This window comes from Bradyrhizobium sp. KZN70725 (assembly GCF_055264925.1).
Map to the genome: position 1 here is coordinate 15,970 of NZ_JBUYWT010000039.1, position 19,120 is coordinate 35,089.

Genomic DNA, 19,120 nt, shown 5'->3' on the forward strand with positions numbered 1-19,120 from the left:
GATGCTCGCGCACCAACAGACTTTCATCGTGTCAAACGCAGACTGCGTTGCGCTTCGCTGATCGCGCGTCATCAAACCGCAATCAAAATTCGTCTATCCAGTCAGATGGTCATTGATCCTGCCGACAGGAAACTGTCACCTCCGTGACATCTTCCGACGCGCGGCAGCGCATATACATTTGTGACAGGGACGTTTCCGCGCGATGGCTTGGGATATTCTGGCGTCCGGCTCCGGAAAACATCGCGCGACAGCCGCCGATCGCGGCGTCAGACCGGCACGGGGCGCGTGGCTGGCGCTCGTCGTTGCCCTGCTCCCGTTGCGCGCGACGGCGTTCCCGCTCGGCGGCGACCAGACCGTGCTGCCGGCCGGCACTGAATTTTCCGAGGAGGCGCTGGCGCGGCCGCGCGAACTCTTTCATTCCGAAGCCGTCGGTGGGCGAAAGTCCTATTTGGTCAATCTCGGCGATCTCGCGTTCAACTCGCCTTCCATCCTCGGCGGCAAGGCGCGTCAGGCCGAGATGAGCTGCGGCACCTGTCACGTCAACGGCGCATCGAACCCGAAACTGTTCGTTCCGGGCGCATCCTCCCGGCCGGGCACCTTCGATACGACCAGCCTTGTCTTCAACGCGAAGACGTTCAACAGCATCCTCGATCCGGTGAGGATTCCGAGCCTGCGCGGCGCCCGCTTCCTCGCCCCCTACGGACATGACGGACGCATCACCTCGCTGCGCGACTTCGTCTACAATGTCATCGTCAATGAATTTTCCGGTCCGAAGCCGCGTGACGAGGTTCTCGACGGCCTGGTCGCCTATATCAACGATATCGATTTCCTCCCCAATCCGAAGATTGCGCCCGGCGGCAGGCTTGCCGCGCAGGCGAGCCTGGCCGAGCGCCGCGGCGAAGAGCTGTTCTTCAAGCCGTTCCCGAAGCAGGCCGAGCTGAGCTGCGCCGGTTGTCATGTTCCGGGTGGAACCTTCAACGACCAGATGCGCCACGACGTCGGATCCGGTGGACTGGTCAAGACCCCGACTTTGCTGAACGCCAACTTCAACGCCCCGTATTTCCACGATGGCCGCTACGACAGCTATGAACAGGTGGTCGATCATTTCGATCGTGTGTTCGACCTCGAACTGTCAACCCAGGACACCCAGGACCTCGTGGCCTATCTGAATGCGGTCGGCGACGGCGAACGCCCGTTCGACAAGGACGGCGTCATGCTCCGGATGAAAGAGGTGCTCGAGCTCTCGAGCGTCCTCGAGGTCGCGATCCCGGCTGCCGACACCGCGGTGGTGTCACTGGCCGTGACCGGGGTCGGGGCCGAACTGCGCGAACTGACCGAGCGCATCCCGGACATCAGGAACACCGCGATCGGTGGCAAGGACGAGCGGCTGGCGGCGCGCGCGATCCTGAAGGACCTCGTTCTCACCCTGCGCCGCATCGATCTCGACGTCGGCGCCGGCCGTATCGACGATGCGATGGCCGAATATGGCAACTTTGCGCAGCTGGTGCACTTCGACGTACCCGTCGCTCTGAAAAAGGCCGAACCCTGGTCGCTGTTCAACAGCAACGTGCATCAGTCGCACTACACCGCGCTCGGCCGGATCCTGCCGGTGACAAGCCAGCAGTCGCAATAACGGACAGCGTGCTCACTCCGAAGCCGGCGGCTCAACCCATACGTCACTCTGCTGGATCCGACGGATCAGCGCTTGCGGGTCGAACTTGCGCAAGCCTGCGGGGATTTCAAACGTCTGCGCCGGCTGCGGCTCGTCGCGGATGTGATCGGCAGCGATCACCGTCCCATCCGCGGTCTTGATCCGTACCGGAAATCTGCGCGCGCGGTCGATCCAGCCGACAAAGCTCAAACCGGACGGCGCGGCGATTCGAAAGACGTCGGTGTCGTGCCCCCCGATCCTTTCCGCTCCATGGCGCTGGCAGTGCCACGTCGCGAGGTCGATCGGCGCGGACAGCTGCGCCATCGCCAGCCATTGCCGGCAGGGATCATCCGGATCGACCGGAATGAACATCCGGGTGAGCGGACTCGATTGCCGCGCGTCCATGTAAACCCGTGCCGCCGGACGGACGAAATAGGCTGCGGGCTTACCCGTATCGATCAGGAAGAAGCCGTCGGACAGCGTGCTTGTCTCGATCCGTGCTCTTCCGCCCGAGACCCGCAAGGCTCCCATGGCGGTTGCCGTGTCGTCCTTGTTCGCGACGAGGTCGGCGGAAAACTGCTGCGCCATGGCAGGGATCGCCGCGCCGGCCAGGATGGCGACGGCAAGCAGGCTGGCCACGACGCTGCTGCTGATCGCGCACGTCTTATTGCGTTTCATCGCATGTCTCCGGTCGATCAGGTGGCAGGGACAGAACATGACGGCGCCGACCGAACCATTGGTTCGATCGGCGCCGCCCTTGGACGCAGTCAAGACCTCGCCGTGGGCGAGAGCTTGATCACTCGGTGTAGGACAACGTGACCGGCTTGCTGAAGTCGAACGCGTCGAACATATCAGACAATGCCGGGCTGTTGGTCGGAACATACTCGTTGTTCTTCGAGTAGGTCGGGTTCGGCAGGTTGTCGCGGCTGCGGTTCGTGAGCGGCTGGAGAGCCCAGTTGCGCTCGATGAACTTCAGCAGCGAAACGTGGTCGGCGTAGTTGTGGTTGACCTTGCCGCCCGTCGAATAGGGCGAAAGGATCAGGGTCGGAATGCGCGGTCCGTCGCCGAAGAAGTCGATGGACTGCTGGTAGCCGGAGTCCCAATAGCCGCCGGCCTCGTCCCAGGTGATGAAGACAGCGGTTTCAGCCTTCAGCTCCGGGTTGTTGTCCAGCGAGTTGAGCACGTTCAGGACATAGGCCTCGAACAGGTCAACCTTCGAGCTCTGCGGATGACCGTCGAGCAGGCCGTCCGGCTTGCCGAACGACACCGCAGGCAGCGTGTTGTTCTGGATCGCCGTGATCAGATCGGCAGTGTCCTTCATGTGAGCCTGACGCACGGCCGGGTTAGCCATGATCGAGGTCGCATACTGGAACGGATTGCAGATCTGGCAGTAGGCAACGCCGAGCGCGTGCGCCGGATCGGCGACCGCAGCGGCGCTGAGGTTGGGGTTCGACGGATTGGCGGCAACCGCGGCGTTGGAAAGCGCCACGGCGTCGTTGAACGCGCCACCGTAGAACGCCCAGGAGACGTTCTTCTCCATGAGCGCATCGCCGATCGTGCGAACCGACGACGGCGGCACGTTGTTGCCACCCGACAGCGCGCCGTTCGGCAGATAGCCCGGGTTGACGTTGTTGAGCATGTAGTAGTGGTTGGGCTTGCAGTTCGGCTCCGCCGCGTATGGCAGATTGTTGAGGTAGGTGACGATCGGCTTGACGCCGGGCTGGAAGACATCAGAGCAATTGCTCCAATTGCCATCGACGGTGTAGCGGTTGACCGAACCCGCGACCGGATTCGGATTGGCGATCAGGTTGGCCGGCGGCGTCACCGGATTGCCCTTTCCGTCGCTCCAGAAGGCCGCGTCACCGGTACCGAGCATGAAGTGGTTCGCGCCGGTGCCGCCATGGAACGACTGGTGGAAGTTGTCGCTCAGGGTGAAGCGGTCGGCCAGCATCTTCAGGACCGGAGCCTGACCCTGCTGGGCGTTGTAGTAGCCCATCGAGTTGGCCATGCTCTTGTTGGACGCCGAATAGGTCGCCATCACGAACGGGAACAGATCGTTCAGGCAGCCCGAATTGTTCTTCTTGGTGGCGTTGGCGGCGCTGCAGTCTTCCTGCTGCCAATCCTGGTAGAAGCGATGCGTCGAGTCGCCGGTGTAGTCGTCGTCGCTGATCTGCTCACCCTGCAACTGGAACGGTCCGTTCAGACCGCCGGCGCCGGGAATGCGGGTATCCAGCACACCGGTCGGCAGGCCGCTGAAGCCGGTGGTGAGGATATCGAGATCGGCCGGGTCCATGTCCTTCTCGACGCTGGCTTCGGCGATCGTCTTGAACGGGGGCGCGGTGTCGCTCTGCGCGGTCGGCGTGCCGGCCGTGTTCGGCTGCGGCATCGGGTTGGTCGCGTTGTAGGGCGACTTCGCGATGGTCGGTGCGCCGATATAGTACAAGGGCTGGCCCGCGACCGAGGACTGCTGCGCCTGCGCAAAGTTCGGTCCCGGCGTTCCATCCTCGTTGACGATGCCCTTCGACAACAGGTTGGAGATGGTCTGTCCCTTGCCCTTCGGCTTGTAGATACCGAAGGTGTGATCGAGGCCGCGGTTCTCACCGATCAGGATGATGACGTGCTTGATCGGCGACGCGGTCTTCACGCCGTGATCGCCGTCACCATGATGGCCATGGTTCTCATGATTCGCACGATCGCCCTCTTCGTGCGCCTGGTGATTGTGATGCGGACGCTTGTCCCAATCACTGCGACCGCCCGGATAGTGAGCGGCATATGCGGCCGTTGCGACGAGCACCGTTGACGCGATGCAGAGCGCGGTGCTGGTTCGCCAGTGCTTTTTGTAATTCAAACTCATTGTCGACCTCAGGGTGTTTGCGGTTAGCAACACACACTGCTTAGTGCGACAATATGACGCATGGTTTTCGCTTACATGAAAGCGCGCAAGAAATTTCGAAACGTTCAAATATTTTCTGAGGAGACATCTGCCGCCGCGCGGTGCATCTCCACGATTCAATCATGCAACCAATGATCGAAAATTGATCGAGCATCCGCGCCGCAGCGCAGATCGCAAAATCACTTCAATACAACGCAATCAGTGCGAAAGGTGCTTGGAGCGCATCACCTGGCGAAGCGCAGCATAATGCTGGTCATGCACGCCTTGATTGAATAGCGACCATGGCTCGGCGCTGGCCAACAGCGCAGGCACTGCAGCAGCCATCAGATTGCGATAATTCCTGAACTCGGTTGCGGCATCCGCGTTGCGCCCTGCCGCAGCCGCCATCTCGATTCGCCGCAGCGTGAGCACGAGCTCCTTGAGGCCGTTGCGCGCAAGTACGCGCTGCTGCTCGCCGCCCGAGACGCTGGTGTTCTTGCGGTCGGGATATTGCTCGGTCAACTCGCGCAACTCGCGGCCGATCGTATCGACCGCCAGCGCGACGATGTCCTTGTCACCGGACGGAATCGCGGTCGCGAGCACCGTCGAGAAATCGTTGATCTCCTTCAGCGTTGCCCCGGCGCCGGCGCGCTCATAGGGCTGAACGCCATCGCCGACTGCCGTGAGATAGGCGACGAGGTCGCCCTTGTCCTGCGCCGAGAGCTCGAGCTGAAAGGTCCGGTCGAAATAATCGACGACCTGGTCGTAATTGTCGAAGCGGCCGTCGTGAAAGTACGGCGCGTTGAAATCGGCATTGCGCAGCGTCGGCGTCTTGAACAGTCCGCCCGAACCGACATCGTGCTGCTGGTGATCGACAAAGCCGGACGACGGAACGTGGCATCCCGCGCAGCTCAATGATGGATCGTGCGGGAACGGCTTCGCGAACAGCGCTTCGCCGCGGCGCTCCGCGTCGCTGATCTTGCCGGCCAGCCGTCCGGCGGGACCAAGGCTCGGATTGGGCAGGAAGTCGATGTCGTGAATATACGCCACGATCGCATCGAGCGTTGCCGGCGACGGCTCGGGACCTGCGAACTCGTTGGTGATGACGTTGTGGACGAAGTCGCGCAGCGAGGCGAAGCGGCCGTCGGCGCCGTAGGGCGCAAGATAGCGGGCGCCGCGCAGGCTCGGGATCCGCACGGGATCGAACGCCAGATTGTTGGCCTTCGGATTGAACAGCGGACCGGTGGTGTCGAACGTGCCGGGCCGGCTCGACATCTTCGGCATGAAGAATTTGGCGTTATTCGCGCCATTGACGTGGCAGGTGCCGCAGCTCACGCCGGCCTGCCGCGCCACGTCACCGAGCAGCCCGGGCGAATTGAATGCGAGATCGCCGAGATTCACCAGATACGACTTGGCTCCGGTCCGCTCGGACTGGAACACCTCGCGCGGCTTGTCGAGCGCATCCTCGTTCAGTTCGGTCGCGACAGGCAGCACGGTCTTGTCACCGTCGACCGGAAACGCCACCGCACGCCCGAGCAGTGCCAGGGCGATGACACCGGAGAGCAGCGTGGCCAGACGCAGGTGAAGCGATGTCATCGCGCCTGGGCCTCCAGGGTCGGCCGCTGCAGCCCGAGCTTTGCCGAGGCGCTCTGCAGCGCAACCACCAGTTCCTCACTGGTCTGGCGCAGTTCGGCAATGTTGACATGCGGCAGGTCGGGCGTGGCGACAATCGCTTCGAGCTGTTCGATCCGGTTGGTTACCATCTCGTCGAGCTTGCCGTCGACCGTGTTGAGCGCGGCCGAAAAGATCGTGTGGTAGGCGAAGTCGATGCCGGCGATGTTGTTGCGCATGTCGTCCAGCGAGGTGCCGCTGATGCGCGACTCGCCGCCATCCGCCTTGCTCTCTCCGACTTCGTAGGCAAGCCGCACCGTGCCATCCAGAAGGCCCTGCGGCGTCAGCTTGATATCCTTGAGCTTGCCGTGGAGATCGTTCAGATGCTCGACAAGGCCGGTCGCATCGGTGGCAACGTCGGTGCTGGCAGCCCCGAACAGTTTCGCCTCGATGGCGTGGAACCCGCTGTCCGCGTTGGGCCAGGCGTCGATCTGCGCGTCAAGCTCAGGCACGAAGCCCGCGGTGAACACCTCCGAGCGCTCCCAGCCGGCGCGCGCCGACAGCCAGGCCTTCTTCGCTCCGGGCAAATCCGCCGCCGCGGCGCGCTCGCGCAGCGCACGCGCGCCTGTCAGCGCACTGGCGACGCCCTCGATCAAATATGGCCGGTAGCGCTCGGCGCCCTCCTCGAGAGCGCCGGCATTCGCGGCGCGCACGCCGGCGAACGCTGCCAGCAAAGCAAGGCACGCCGCCACTTGCATCTTGTGCATAGTCAACCCACTCGTCTGCCACGAAGGGCTCGCGGCATGTAGCGGGGCGAACTATTGTCGGTATCCTATGCGGATTTGTGACAGCGCAGACTTTTTGTCGCATCTTTTCTGCTTTGCGATCGTCGATGACGATCACAATTTTGCAAACTCGTTCGCACTGCTGCAGACGGATTGAAATTGGACTGTTCAACGCGCGTGAGTTGTTGCAACACAACGTTCGCACCCGTCACACTTGTCCGTCGCCATGCAGATTGATCGCGAAGCTCTCTATTTTATCGGATCTTACGGCGCGCTTTGCATGCTTTGCTGCGCGGTCGCGCTGATCGATCTTCGCCACGGCATCATCCCGAATTGGCTGAACCTTGCGATCGCGGCGCTCGGTCTCGCCAACGTCGTCGTCACCGAAGGCACGATGGCCGCCTTCACCGCCATGGCGATCGCGGTCCTGGTCGGCATCGTGTTCCTTCTATTGCAGCGTGTTTACTTCGCCTTGCGGCAAGTCGACGGATTGGGACTTGGCGACGTCAAGTTTCTTGCCGCCGCGGCGATCTGGGTCGGCGCGACAGGCGTTCCGACCTTGCTGCTGATCGCGGCACTCGCGGCGCTCGGTGTTGCCGGCGGCCTGCAACTCGCAGGTCACGAGATGAAGCGCCAGACCTCGATCCCGTTCGGCCCGTTTCTGGCGCTCGGGCTTCTCGTGACGCCGGCCCTTCAGAGCTGGCTCGCGTTGAACTAGCATCTCGGTCCGACGCGCGGTCACATCTGGCGCCGCGCGGCCAAGGGCTTCCTTTCGGTGCTGACCGGAACCAGGCGGACATCGCCGCTCTCGTCGCCGCCGGGCTGGGGCAATGTGAGCACTGCCCCCTGATCGTCCTTCTGCATCGTGACTTCGCGGCCGTTGATGGACCGCAGCTTCCATCCCTGGAAGTCATCGCCGATCTTCAGCCGCAGCGCCGTCTTGTTCGACTGATCGAGAAAGATCCCGAAGCTTTCGTCATCTCCCGCAATCGTGCCGACCAGCGACAGCGGCGGTGGCTCGATCGCGACCTTGCGCGGCGGCGGCGCTGGCTTGCTGACCTCCGGTTCCGCAACGACGGCAGGTGGCGGTCGCCGCGACGGCGAGAACACCGGCCGGTCGCGCGTGTTGGACAGTGTCTTGAGCGGGATGCCCCACAACGGATTGGCGCTGAGCGGCCGGGGTGTCGGTGCCGGCGACGGGGCCACCCGGACCGACGTCACCGGTTCGGACGGCGGCGGTGAACTCAGCACCGGTCCACCGAGGCGTGTATCGTCGAGCATCCCGGCGTCCAATGCATCGCCGGACGAGGCAGGCACCGCAGCCGGCGCCGAATAGGCCGACACCGCCAACAGCACGATGGTCGCAGCGAAGCGTCGCATCATTTGGCTCCTCGCCATTGTCCGGAGACGCCGAGCAGCACGCGCAGCTTGCCGGGATCGGCGCCCTTGGCGGCCTCGTCGGCGACGGGTTGCACGACCAGTTGGTCGATGAACAAAAACGGCATGCCGGCTTCCAGATCGTAGAGCACCTGCTGCAATTGCGCTTGCTCGATCTCGCTGCTCGCGACCATGCTGATGAAGCCGGCCTTGGCCGGCGCGTTCGGAACGTCGAGCTGCGTCGACAGCACGTTGCCGCCGGCCTTGATCACCGCACCCGACACCCGTTGCAGCAAGGTGGCGCCGGCCACCGTGACGGTCGCCCCCTCGAGATAGGCCGAGCCGGTCGGCATCGGCGGCTGACCGGGCGCGGTATTCGCCCTGGATCTCCCCTCCAGTTGCTCGAGCATTCCGGCCGCTGCCGCGACATCGCTGCGCAGGCCGATGATGTCGGAGATTGACGAGATGACGACAAAGAGCAGCAGCACGAACAGGCCGAGATAGCTCGCGGTCGCGACCATTGGCGAGGTGCTGACAGCGGTCAGCGATCGGGATGCTGCGCTCATGAGCCGGACCCAAAATAAGCAGTGATGTTGGCCTCAACGTGGAACCGCTCGGCCGATTCATTCGCCGCGCGCGTCGTCGGCGCGAAGAACGTCGCGCGGGTGAATTGCGGCGACTGTTCCAGCAGCCGGATCAGGGACGGCGCATCCTGGGTCAGCCCCACCACCTGCACCTTGTTGCCCTCGATGCGAAGTTCCGTCACATAGGTCGTGTCGGGCAGCACGCGCGAGACCGCTTCCAGGACCATGACGCTCGACGGCGTCGTCTGCTTGCGCTTGGCCAGCAGGCCGAGCCCGGACGAGTCGCCATTGGCATCGAGACGCAGCGCGGCGCGGCGCTGCGCGATCCGGTGTTGCAGATCGTCCTGCTCGGATTGCAGCCGCCCGCCGAGATAGATGTTCAGCAGCAGCGAGCCCGCGGCCGCGGCCGCTGTCGAGACCAGGCCGACGCGCAACAGGCGCGGAACCGAAGGCCCGGCAAGGCCGCGCAGCGACTTGTCGAGCAGCGTCACCTGCTGCGCGGCGCCGTCGCCGCCAACCGCCGGCGCGAAGACCGCGACGGAGGCGGCGCCGAGCATCCTCGCCATCCGGATCAACGGATCGACCTTCGCCGCCGCGGTCGCGCCGAACGCGACTTCGATGCGGTCATTGGCGATCGGTTGCGGCGAACTCCAGCCAAACACGGCATCGGCAGCGCTCCATGGAGTCAGCCGGTCGACCTGTGCGCGGATCATGCCGTCGAGGAAGTCGCTTGCCTGGCTCGGGAAATCGAGCACGCGGCTGACGATTTGATCCGATCGCAAACGCACCTCGATGCGGCTGCCGTCGAACGCGGTCTTCCACTCCGCCGGCAGCGGAGGCTGCGGCGCATCGTGATCGAGCCGGAACGAAACCGGCATCGAAGGCGAGCCATCCTTCGAGACCGCGAGGCGGGCGGTGAACGTACCATCGCCATTCTCGTCGAGCTCGATGCTGCGCCGGCGCATGAACATGCCGGCGACGCCGTCGACGGCCGTCGCGACCGCGGCGATCCATTGCTCGAACCATTGCCGTGCCTCGGCAAGCATTGCCATCAACCTCTCCTGCGCGGCAGAGCCGTAATTCGCGCCTCGACGTCGTTTTGCCAGGACAACACCCGATAGGGCTCGACCTTGTCACCGAGTGCGATCACCGCCTCGGATGTGGTCCGGTGACCGTTGCGGAAGCGGATCGAGATTGCGATCCGGTAGCACGGGCTCTGCGCCGTCGATGCCGCGCTTTGCTGGCTTGGGGCCTGCGTTCCGGCAGCGATTCCGTTCGGCGAAGCCGGGCGCGCCCCGAAGCCGTCCTGGTCCTTCCCCGGTGCCTTATCGACGGCGAGAGCGACTTCCGGCGCGGCAATGGTCGGATCAACGTCCGGACCGCCGTTGAACACCGTCACGAATGGCAACACGCGATCGACAAACGCTTCGGGGATGCCGGCGACCAGCGCCAGCTCGTTGACATGGGTGAACAGCCCCTGCCGCGGCGAATAGCCAAGCGCGTTGTAGCGCGCCGCCTCCACGTTCTCGCTGCCCGGCGCGGGCCGGGTTCGCCAGCCGACGATCCGGTCGGCATATTCGGCGGCGGCGTCCTTGCGGGCACCGAGCACGACGAACAGGCCGATCAGCATCTCCTTCGATGCATAATTCAGATCAAGGCGGCCGGCCTCCGACGTGAAGGTGACATCGACGCTGGCATCGTCGAGACCGAAATGAAACGTCCCCTGCTGCGGCCTCGTCTTCTCGTCCGTCAGCGTCAGCTGATAGGCGGTGAGCTCAACCCCGGCCGACACCAGCGCCTCGGTCTGCAACGACAGATCGCTGGCCGCCAGCGCGCGCGCCGACGCGGCCAGATAGGCCGAGAAGATGATCGCCAGCGACGACAGCGCCAGCAGGATCCAGAGCACCGCAACGATGACGAAACCGCGATTGGCCGGCGATCGGCCGATCTTGCCGGACGCGCCCATCACGTCTTCCCCTGATCGGTGGCACTGCCGGAACTCTGCTTGTCGCCGCAATTGCCGTCCGGCTTGGTGCAGTCGCTCGGAATCTGGACATGGACCGGCGCGATGGTCGAAACCGACAGGACGCGCTGGCTCGCCGCGTCGCGCACGGTCAGCCGGATCATCGCCGGCAGTCTGTCCGCGTCCTTCCACGCGCTCTTCCAGGCCCGGTCAGCACCGGCATAGGCGAACGACAGCCGATAGGGCGCGCGCAGCAGCACCACCGGGCTGGCGAGATGGACCTGTTCCGACCGCGACACCCCGTCAGCCAGCGGCGTGAACCGCGTCTGCGTGCGAACCGTGACGAACTCGCCGCGATCGCGCGTCTCGCCAAGGCGCACCACGTCGAGCCCCGGCCCGGCATTCGGCCCCACCGACGTGCGCACAAACATCACGGACAACTCCGATCCGTCGAACAGCGGCTTGTGGCTGTCGCGGTTGGCGGCAACGAACTCCGCGGCCGCAAGATCGGCGCCGATCCGCTCCAGCGCGATCCCGATCAATTCGCTGCGCTGGATCCGGTCGAGGCCCCTGTTCCAGCTCGGCAGCCACTGCGCCGTGATGCTGGCGAGCGCCGACAGCAACAGCCCCATCAGCGCCAGCGCGACGATGGTCTCGATCAGCGTGAAGCCGCGCTCGCCCGTTCGCTGGTCTGCCCATGCCCGGGTCATTCCGACGACCTCGGCATCAGGCGCACGGTGCGAATGTCGGACAGCGCACCGCCCGGAGATTTGACGCGAATCCGTACCAGCTCCGGAGCCCAGGGCACATTGCCCTCGGGCACTTTCCAGTTGCCACCGAGCGGACTGACATCAATCGTCCAGCGGTAGCCCTCCGCCTGCCCCGTCGAGGTGCCCGACTGCAATTCCGCGCGGGGCGGGATGCCGACCGTCATCAAGGTGCGCACCGCCTGCATCAGCGCCACGTGCTGCTCCAGCGCCCGCACGCCGCGCGTCTTGACGCCCATGACGGCGCCGATCGCAACGATCGAGACGGCCACCAGCGCCAGCGCCACCAGCACCTCGATGATGGTGAACCCCGCATCAGTGCGGTTAGTTGGCGGCGACGTCGCGAGCAACGATTTCAACCCTTCCGGTAAGCCAGTTGACGCGGACCTCATATCCCGCATCGAGCCGCGTCAGCGCGATGGAGCCGCCGCAGGAACCGCCATTGGCGAAGAAGTGGATCGTCGACAGTGCGGCGCGGCGCTGACAGCTCTGCGGCAGCACGGCATCGAACCGCACGTCTTCGGGGATCCGCACCGTCATGCGCGACGCGCCGGAGTGGATCACCCGGCTCGGCGCATCGACCAGCGTCGCAACACTGGTGCTGCGCTCGATGGCGGCATTCCGATCCGCCTTCAGCAGCGTCGCGGTCTGCAACGCATAGGCCTGCAGGCGCGATCGCGAGGTCTGGTGCGGAATGAACGGAAGCAGCACGGCCGCCAGCAGCGCGATGATGGCGAGCACGCACACCATCTCGAGCAGGGTGAAACCGCGGTGCGTCGCGTCACTCATGCTTGCGATGCATCCTTACTGGTCGTTGTTGTTGGCGGCGGTGGTCTTCTCGAGCGAGATATCGGCCGAGGTGCCGCTGCCGCCTTCCTGACCATCGGAGCCGTAGGAGACGATGTCATAGGGTCCGTGCTCGCCGGGCGAGCGATAGAGATAGGGGTGGTTCCAGGGATCGTTCGGCACGTTGCCGCCCTTCAGATACGGGCCGTTCCAGGCCGCGACCCCCGGCGCGCGCCGCACCAGCGCGGCAAGCCCCTCAGCCGTGGACGGGAAGCGCCCGGCGTCGAGATAGAACAGGTCGAGCGCGCTGGAGAAGCTCTGCAACTGAATGCGCGCGGTCTTGACCTTGGATTCGCTGAGATAGTTGAGCACGCGCGGGCCGATCAGCCCCATGATCAGGCCGATGATCGCGATCACCACCAGCATCTCGACCAGCGTGAAGCCCTCCTGCCCCGAACGCCTCTGGCTTTGCGACGGCGCGCGAGCGCGTTCCACTCGCGTGGCGAATGCCTTTATGATGGTGTTGCGCGATATCATGGCCGATGACCCCTGCTCTAACCGACTAGCTGCGTGACCGAGAGCAGCGCCGTCATGACCGACACGATCAGTCCGCCGACGACGGTGCTGATCGTGATGATCGCCAGCGGACCGACGATGCCGACGACCCGGTCCAGGCTGCGCTGCAATTTTGCTTCGTAGAATTCCGCGACCCGCCCGGCCAGCACCGGCAGCTGCCCGGTCTCTTCACCGAGCCGCAGCATGCGGACCGCCATCGGCGGCAGACTGTCCGCCACGGCGAGTGCTTCCGACAATTTGCCGCCATGGCGGACGCGGTCGGCGGCGGCGGTCCAGTTCGCCTCGCTTCCGGTCACTGACATGATGTCGACCAGGATGCGCAACGCGGCGGTGAGGTTGACGCCGCTGCCGAGCAGGACGCCGAGATTGCGGCAGAACAGGCTGGCGCGATAGAACTGGAAGGCGCTGCTGATGCCCGGCACCCGCGAGATGGCGTTGACCAGCGCGGCGCGGACGCCCGACTGCCGCAACAGCCACCATGCGAGCGCAATCGTCGCCGCGCTGATCAGGCTTGCCGCGGTGGCATTGGCGCGCAGGAAATCCGACACCGCGATGAAGCTGGCGAGCGCCGTGTCCGACTTGCCGCCGAAATCGCCGAGCACGGTCGAGAATTGCGGCAGCACGAACAGCAGGAAGAACAGCATCACGCCGGACGCCGCGACCAGCACGAAGGCCGGATATTGCATGGCGTCGGTCAGCTTGCGCCGCATCTGCTCGGAACGCGCGCGCTCGGTGCCCAGCATCTCCAGCACAGAATCGAGCGTGCCGGAGATTTCTCCCACCCGGACCAGGGCGATGTACATCGGCTGGAACAGGGTTGGATGATCGGCGACCGCGTCGGCGAAGCTCTCGCCGGTGAGCAGGGCGGCGCGAATTTTCGCCACCACCGGACGCATCCGGCCCACGTCCACGTCGCCCGACAGCAGCTCCAAGGCATCGTCGAGACGCGCACCGGCCTTGAGCAGCAGTGCGAGATCACGCGTGAACGTAGTGACCTCGGCCGCGCTCGGCCCGCCGAACAGGCTGCGGGCGCCGACGGCGCCGGATGCGCGCTTGTCCTCGGTGGTTTCGATCGGCAGCAGCTTGAGATATTCGATCCGCCGCGCCACCTCGGCCGCCGTCGGGGCGGAGATCGTGCCGTTCACGATCTCGCCGGCCTGGGTCAGAGCGCGATAGCGATAATTCGGCACGGCGTCACCGCACCGTTGCGACGCGGAGGATCTCGGCGGGCGAGGTCAATCCGGCGCGGCATTTGGCGACCCCGTCGTCGAGCATCGTGGTCATGCCCGAGCGGATCGCCATCGTATCGATCTTCAGCCCGTCGGTTCGCTCCCCGATCAGTTCGCGCAGTTCATTGGACAGTTCGAGCAGTTCGAACACGCCGAGGCGGCCGCGATAGCCGGTCCCGCCGCAGCGCTCGCAGCCGCATGGCTCGTGAATGATCTCGTCGGCCTTGAAGCCGAGCGCGGCGAGCCGGGGGTCCTCGGCGAAATCGGCTGTTGCAAGCGGCCGCGCCGTCTTGCAGCGCTCGCAGAGTTGCCGGACCAGACGCTGCGCGATCACGCCGCGCAGCACCGAACGCAACAGATAGCCTTCGACCCCGAGGTCGAGCAGACGCGGCACCGCGGCAGCCGCGGTCTCGGTGTGCAGCGTCGTCAGCACCAGATGCCCGGTCAGCGCCGCATGCACCGCGACATGCGCGGTCTCGGAATCTCTGACTTCACCGACCATGATCACGTCAGGGTCCTGGCGAACGAAGGACCGCAGGGCGGTGGCGAAGGTCAGGCCGATCGCGGGCTTGATCTGGGACTGGTTGACGCCGGGAAGCTCGTATTCGACCGGATCCTCGATGGTCAGGATCTTGCGGCTCGGCTCATTGAGGATCGACAGGATCGTCGCCAGCGTCGTGGTCTTGCCGCTGCCGGTCGGTCCCGTGATCACGACCATGCCGTGCGGCAGCTTCAGGAGCCGCCGCAGCTTGGCTTCGTCAGGCTCGGAGAACCCGAGCTTTTCGACTACCAGCAAGCCGCGATCCTTGGGCAGGATGCGGATGACACAGGATTCGCCGTGCTGCGTCGGCATGATCGCGACGCGGATATCGATGTCGGTGCGACCGGCCCGCAGCCGCGCCGCGCCGTCCTGCGGCAGGCGGCGCTCGGCGATATTGAGGTTGGCGATGATCTTGATGCGGGAGACCACCGCCTGGGGCAGCACGCCCGACAGCGCGGCGACCGGCCGGAGCAGACCATCGATCCGTAAGCGCACCATCAGCCCGCCGGAGAACGGCTCGATATGGATGTCGCTGGCGCGAAGCTCGACCGCCTTTTCGATCAGATCGTTGACCGCGCGCACCACCGGCGCGCCGCTGGCGAGATCGCGCAGGCTCTCGATGTCGTCTTCGCGGGGCAGCGCCACCGCGCTATCGGCGGCCTCGGCCTCTTCAGTGCTGGAAGAGTTGTTCAGCGCGATGGCGACGTCTTCCGACGATGCCACTTTCACATTGATATCAGCGCCAAGCACGATCTGTGCCGCGCGCAGCGTCGCCTGATCGGTCGGGTCGACGACCGCGAGCACCGTGGTCCCGTCGGCCGCCCGGCACGGATAGACCATGGTCTCGCGCAGGAAGCGCGGCGAGAACGCCCCGGCCAGCGGTTCGGCCGAGGTCATCTCCTGGAGCGTCAGGCGGCCGAGCGCAAAGAAGCGCGCGGCTTCGTCGGCGAATTCGGTCGGGGAGAGGCTGGTGACCTCCCACAGCTTCAATTGCCTGACATCGGCGCCCTGCCCGGTCCGCTCAGCCGGTCCATCGCTCGGCGCCAGGTGATTGTTCTGACGCAGATAATCCACGAACCGAACGGACAGGTCGTTGGCCATTCTCGATATCCCGCCACACTATCCCGGATCAGTTCGTGCCAAGCGCCGCTGCGTGCCGTCGCGTTCGGCTCCCGGCAATTGTGCGGTTATCGATCCGAAGTGTGACAGCTGTGCGAAGTCACATCATTCGTCGCGCTCAAGAAACTTTGAGGGTGGCATCGCGGACACAAGCAGCGCGCCGGCAGCACGATTTCGGTGCGATGCGATGGGCAGGTCGCGAACGACAATCATGTAACCAATTTATTTCTGTCATGTTCGATCGCTAAGAGTCCCTCCGGGGCAGGACCGATCGTCGCAAGCAATCGAAATTTCAGTTAGTCAAAGCGAAGGGCCTTCATGCAACGCGTAGGCACAGTGGGCCGCTGCCCGACGATCCGTGGCGGCCTCGCAGCCATTTTTGCCTTGACGTCACTGGGGCTGTTGGCGTCCTGCAATTCCGCGACGGTCGGCGAGAGCGTGGACGCATCCCAACTCGACGTCACCGACAAGGTGCGCTCGCTGGATCTGGCGCAGCGCCAGCCGCAACCGGTGAACGCACTGGCGGCGACGGGCGGCAGCCAGAGCGGCAGCGTCCGCGCGGCGATGTATGACGGAAGCGAAGTGACGGCGGTCGCGGACGCGCGGCCGCAACCGGCGTCGAACGGCAACGGCTTCGATCTGAATTTCGAGAGCACGCCGGTGGCGACCGTCGCCAAGGTGGTGCTCGGCGACATCCTGCATGTCGGCTACACCATCGACCCGCGGGTGCAGGGAACGGTCAGCCTGGTGTCGGTCCGCCCGGTGCCGAAGTCCGACATGGTGTTCGTGCTTGAAAACGCACTCCGCCTGAGCGGCGTTGTGCTGCTCAAGGATACGGCAGGCTATCGCCTGACGCCGCTCGGCGACGCCGTCGGCGGCGGCCGCGTCGATACCGCGGCGGCCAATCCGGAACCCGGATTCGGCATCTCGGTGGTCCCCCTGCAATATGTGTCGGCGCAGACCCTCATGAAGCTGACCGACAGCTTCGCCACCAGGGCCGGCGCGATCCGCGCCGACACGACGCGCAACCTGCTGCTGATCCAGGGCACCGGCGCCGAGCGCCGCACCGCGGTCGATACCGTGCTCAGCTTCGACGTCGACTGGATGCGCGGCCAATCCGTCGGCATCTTCCCGATCTCGAGCGGCTCGCCCGCGCCTGTCATTGCCGAGCTGGAGAAGATCGTCGATTCCGGCGAGAACGGCCTCAGCCAGAATGTCATCAAGCTCATGCCGATCGCGCGCCTGAACGCGATCCTGGTCGTGACCAAGAAGCCCGACATGCTGCACACGGCCGCGACCTGGATCAAGCGCCTCGACCGCAACGACACGGCGCGGACCTCGGTCCATGTCTACCGCGTCAAATACGGCGATGCGCGCCAAATCGCGCGGGTCCTGACCGACATGTTCCTTGGCGGATCGTCCGGCAACCAGCTCGACAGTGCCGACAGCCAGCTCGCGCCCGGCTCCGGCACCTCGTCGACCTCGAGCGTCGCCGACCGTCTGTCGCTCAACAACAACAACGGCGCGAATTCAGGCATGAGCGGCTTCGCATCCCGCGGCACGTCGGGGACAGGCGCAACAGGCCAGGGCCTTGGCCAGGGATTCGGCGCCGGCGGGCAGGCGAACAATCCCAACAATCCGGGCCAGGGCAACAATGCCGCGCTGGATGCCGGACGCGGTGCCGGCGGCGGCAACGGGCAGCCCGTCATGCAGGACGTCCGGATCACGCCCGATGTCGTGAACAACAATCTCCTGATCTATGCCGACCAGGCCAACTACCGCATTATCGAGTCGACCCTGCTGCAGATCGACGAGCCGCAGCTCCAGGTCGCGATCGACGCGACGATCGCCGAGGTCACGCTCAACAACACCTTGTCCTATGGCGTGCAGACCTATCTCACCAGCCAGAACCTCGGCCTGAAGCCGAACACCGGCTCGATCCTCGGCACCCAGGCCACTTCCGCTCCCGCGACCACCACCGACGCGACCACCGGCGCGGTCTCGGTCGCGGGGTCGCTCACCAATGCCTTCATCAACCAGAGCTTCCCGGGCTTCAACTTCCTGATCGGAAATACAACGCAGCCGAGCCTGATCCTGGATGCGCTGCACGCCGTCACCAGCGTCAAGGTGCTGTCCAATCCCTCGCTGGTCGTGATCAACAACCAGGTCGCGACCCTGCAGGTCGGCGACGTCGTCCCGGTCTCGACCGGCAGCGCGACGGTGCTGACCACGAGCAACACGGTGGTCAACACCATCGACTATCGCAACACCGGCATCATCCTGAAGGTCTCGCCACGCGTCAGCGTGAACGGCACCGTGCGGCTCGATGTCGAGCAGGAGATCAGCAACGTTCCCCAAAGCAGCGGCAGCACGGTCAACCTGACGCCGACCGTTTCGGAGCGACGGGTCAAGAGCCAGATCTCGGTGGCCAACGGTCAGACCGTGCTGCTGGCCGGCCTGATCAGCGAACAGCAGAGCGGCGCCCGCAACGCGCTTCCGGTGCTCGACCAGATTCCGGGCCTCGGTGACGCCTTCGGACATCAGAGCAACGGCACCCAGCGTACCGAGCTGATCATCTTCATCCGCCCGCAGATCATCCGCAACGGCTCCGACGCCCAGACCGTGGCCGAGGAGCTTCGATCGAAATTGCGCGGCAGCATCGCCACGACATCGACCAATGCGCCGATCACCACCAGCTATCACTGAGCCGGGCAGCAGGATGCGCCGCGTTCTCGCACAACGGACGGGCCTCTCGGCTTCGCTTGCGATCGCACTTTGGGCGATGACCGCCTCTGTCGCGAGCGCCGACAGCGTCGCGCGCGGATCGACCGCCTTCCATCGCGGCGACTATGTCCGGGCGGCCCGGGAGCTCGCGCCGGCCGCCGAGCGCGGCAATCCGCGCGCCCTCGGCATGCTCGGCTTCTTGTACGAGCACGGCTTCGGCGTGCCGCAGGCCTACGCAGCCGCCGCCGACTGCTACTATCGCGGCGCCGTGCAGGGCGACCCGTTCGCGCAGGCCCAACTCGGCCTGATGTACGACAAGGGTCACGGCGTTCCGACGGATTTCGTGCTGGCCTACAAATGGCTCAATCTGGCTGCGGCCCGCTCGAACGGGCGGCAGCGCGATGTCTATCTCCGGTTCCGCGATGCGGTCGCATCCAAGCTTTCGACCTATGAGATCATTGCCGGACAGCGGTTCGCACTGGAATGGGCACCCGATCGGCCGGCGCCGGACGTGCACCTGACCGTCAAGTAATCG

The 19,120-nt window shown here is 65.0% G+C and carries 18 protein-coding genes; 4 read left to right on the plus strand and 14 right to left on the minus strand.

The annotated features are described in order from the left end of the window. Nucleotides 1-202 precede the first annotated feature (202 nt). Nucleotides 203-1,633 (plus strand): cytochrome c peroxidase, encoded by a 1,431-nt coding sequence (locus ACZBJS_RS29410; RefSeq protein ID WP_316398127.1) that lies wholly within the window; start codon nucleotides 203-205, stop codon nucleotides 1,631-1,633. Nucleotides 1,634-1,645: 12 nt separating this feature from the next. Here the strand turns inward: ACZBJS_RS29410 and ACZBJS_RS29415 are convergent, their stop codons facing one another. The 4 genes from ACZBJS_RS29415 to ACZBJS_RS29430 all read right to left on the minus strand — a co-directional run bounded on the left by ACZBJS_RS29415 (nucleotide 1,646) and on the right by ACZBJS_RS29430 (nucleotide 6,901). Next, a complete protein-coding gene (locus ACZBJS_RS29415; protein WP_463439624.1) occupies nucleotides 1,646-2,329 on the minus strand; it encodes a hypothetical protein in 684 nt (227 codons plus the stop codon). A gap of 118 nt (nucleotides 2,330-2,447) precedes the next feature. Further along, entirely contained in the window at nucleotides 2,448-4,499 is a 2,052-nt protein-coding gene (locus ACZBJS_RS29420; protein WP_410469796.1) for an alkaline phosphatase family protein, read from the minus strand. 243 nt (nucleotides 4,500-4,742) lie between these two features. After that, a complete protein-coding gene (locus ACZBJS_RS29425) occupies nucleotides 4,743-6,119 on the minus strand; it encodes a cytochrome c peroxidase (RefSeq protein WP_463439625.1) in 1,377 nt (458 codons plus the stop codon). Then, entirely contained in the window at nucleotides 6,116-6,901 is a 786-nt protein-coding gene (locus tag ACZBJS_RS29430) for an EfeM/EfeO family lipoprotein (RefSeq protein WP_092080432.1), read from the minus strand. The genes ACZBJS_RS29425 and ACZBJS_RS29430 overlap by 4 nt, the downstream gene beginning before the upstream one ends. Nucleotides 6,902-7,199: 298 nt before the next feature. Between ACZBJS_RS29430 and ACZBJS_RS29435 the strand changes: the two genes are divergently transcribed. Continuing rightward, nucleotides 7,200-7,637 carry an A24 family peptidase gene (locus ACZBJS_RS29435; RefSeq protein WP_316398124.1) on the plus strand — a complete coding sequence of 146 codons (438 nt, stop codon included), beginning with the start codon at nucleotides 7,200-7,202 and terminating at the stop codon, nucleotides 7,635-7,637. A 20-nt stretch (nucleotides 7,638-7,657) separates the two neighbouring features. Here the strand turns inward: ACZBJS_RS29435 and ACZBJS_RS29440 are convergent, their stop codons facing one another. From ACZBJS_RS29440 to ACZBJS_RS29485, 10 genes are read right to left on the minus strand one after another with little or no spacing between them, the layout of a single operon-like run. Further along, nucleotides 7,658-8,302 (minus strand): hypothetical protein, encoded by a 645-nt coding sequence (locus ACZBJS_RS29440; protein ID WP_463439626.1) that lies wholly within the window; start codon nucleotides 8,300-8,302, stop codon nucleotides 7,658-7,660. Continuing rightward, complete coding sequence (gspM, locus tag ACZBJS_RS29445; RefSeq protein ID WP_316398122.1) at nucleotides 8,299-8,862, minus strand: type II secretion system protein GspM; 564 nt, start codon at nucleotides 8,860-8,862, stop codon at nucleotides 8,299-8,301. The genes ACZBJS_RS29440 and gspM overlap by 4 nt, the downstream gene beginning before the upstream one ends. Further along, the gene (locus ACZBJS_RS29450) at nucleotides 8,859-9,932 is read right to left on the minus strand and encodes a PilN domain-containing protein (RefSeq protein ID WP_229190383.1); all 1,074 of its coding nucleotides are present in this window, start codon (nucleotides 9,930-9,932) and stop codon (nucleotides 8,859-8,861) included. Before ACZBJS_RS29450 ends, gspM begins: the two co-directional genes overlap by 4 nt. Then, nucleotides 9,932-10,846, minus strand: a complete 915-nt coding sequence (locus tag ACZBJS_RS29455; RefSeq protein ID WP_316398121.1) for a type II secretion system minor pseudopilin — start codon at nucleotides 10,844-10,846, stop codon at nucleotides 9,932-9,934. The genes ACZBJS_RS29450 and ACZBJS_RS29455 overlap by 1 nt, the downstream gene beginning before the upstream one ends. Further along, complete coding sequence (locus tag ACZBJS_RS29460) at nucleotides 10,846-11,553, minus strand: PulJ/GspJ family protein (RefSeq protein ID WP_316398120.1); 708 nt, start codon at nucleotides 11,551-11,553, stop codon at nucleotides 10,846-10,848. The genes ACZBJS_RS29455 and ACZBJS_RS29460 overlap by 1 nt, the downstream gene beginning before the upstream one ends. Further along, entirely contained in the window at nucleotides 11,550-11,969 is a 420-nt protein-coding gene (locus tag ACZBJS_RS29465) for a prepilin-type N-terminal cleavage/methylation domain-containing protein (protein WP_463439627.1), read from the minus strand. The genes ACZBJS_RS29460 and ACZBJS_RS29465 overlap by 4 nt, the downstream gene beginning before the upstream one ends. Then, the gene (locus ACZBJS_RS29470; protein ID WP_316398118.1) at nucleotides 11,935-12,399 is read right to left on the minus strand and encodes a prepilin-type N-terminal cleavage/methylation domain-containing protein; all 465 of its coding nucleotides are present in this window, start codon (nucleotides 12,397-12,399) and stop codon (nucleotides 11,935-11,937) included. The genes ACZBJS_RS29465 and ACZBJS_RS29470 overlap by 35 nt, the downstream gene beginning before the upstream one ends. 15 nt (nucleotides 12,400-12,414) lie before the next feature. Further along, nucleotides 12,415-12,933, minus strand: coding sequence for a type II secretion system major pseudopilin GspG (gspG, locus tag ACZBJS_RS29475; RefSeq protein WP_316398117.1), 519 nt, complete (start codon nucleotides 12,931-12,933; stop codon nucleotides 12,415-12,417). Between the two features lie 17 nt (nucleotides 12,934-12,950). Then, nucleotides 12,951-14,162 carry a type II secretion system F family protein gene (locus tag ACZBJS_RS29480; protein ID WP_316398116.1) on the minus strand — a complete coding sequence of 404 codons (1,212 nt, stop codon included), beginning with the start codon at nucleotides 14,160-14,162 and terminating at the stop codon, nucleotides 12,951-12,953. Between the two features lie 4 nt (nucleotides 14,163-14,166). Beyond that, nucleotides 14,167-15,843: a GspE/PulE family protein gene (locus ACZBJS_RS29485; protein WP_463439628.1), complete on the minus strand. Its 1,677-nt coding sequence runs from the start codon at nucleotides 15,841-15,843 to the stop codon at nucleotides 14,167-14,169. Between the two features lie 336 nt (nucleotides 15,844-16,179). Here ACZBJS_RS29485 and gspD point away from each other — a divergent pair, with 336 nt between their 5' ends. Further along, on the plus strand, nucleotides 16,180-18,567 hold the full coding sequence (gene gspD, locus ACZBJS_RS29490; protein ID WP_316398114.1) for a type II secretion system secretin GspD: 2,388 nt from the start codon (nucleotides 16,180-16,182) through the stop codon (nucleotides 18,565-18,567). A 76-nt stretch (nucleotides 18,568-18,643) separates the two neighbouring features. Then, nucleotides 18,644-19,117 (plus strand): tetratricopeptide repeat protein, encoded by a 474-nt coding sequence (locus ACZBJS_RS29495; protein ID WP_076827489.1) that lies wholly within the window; start codon nucleotides 18,644-18,646, stop codon nucleotides 19,115-19,117. Nucleotides 19,118-19,120 lie beyond the last annotated feature (3 nt).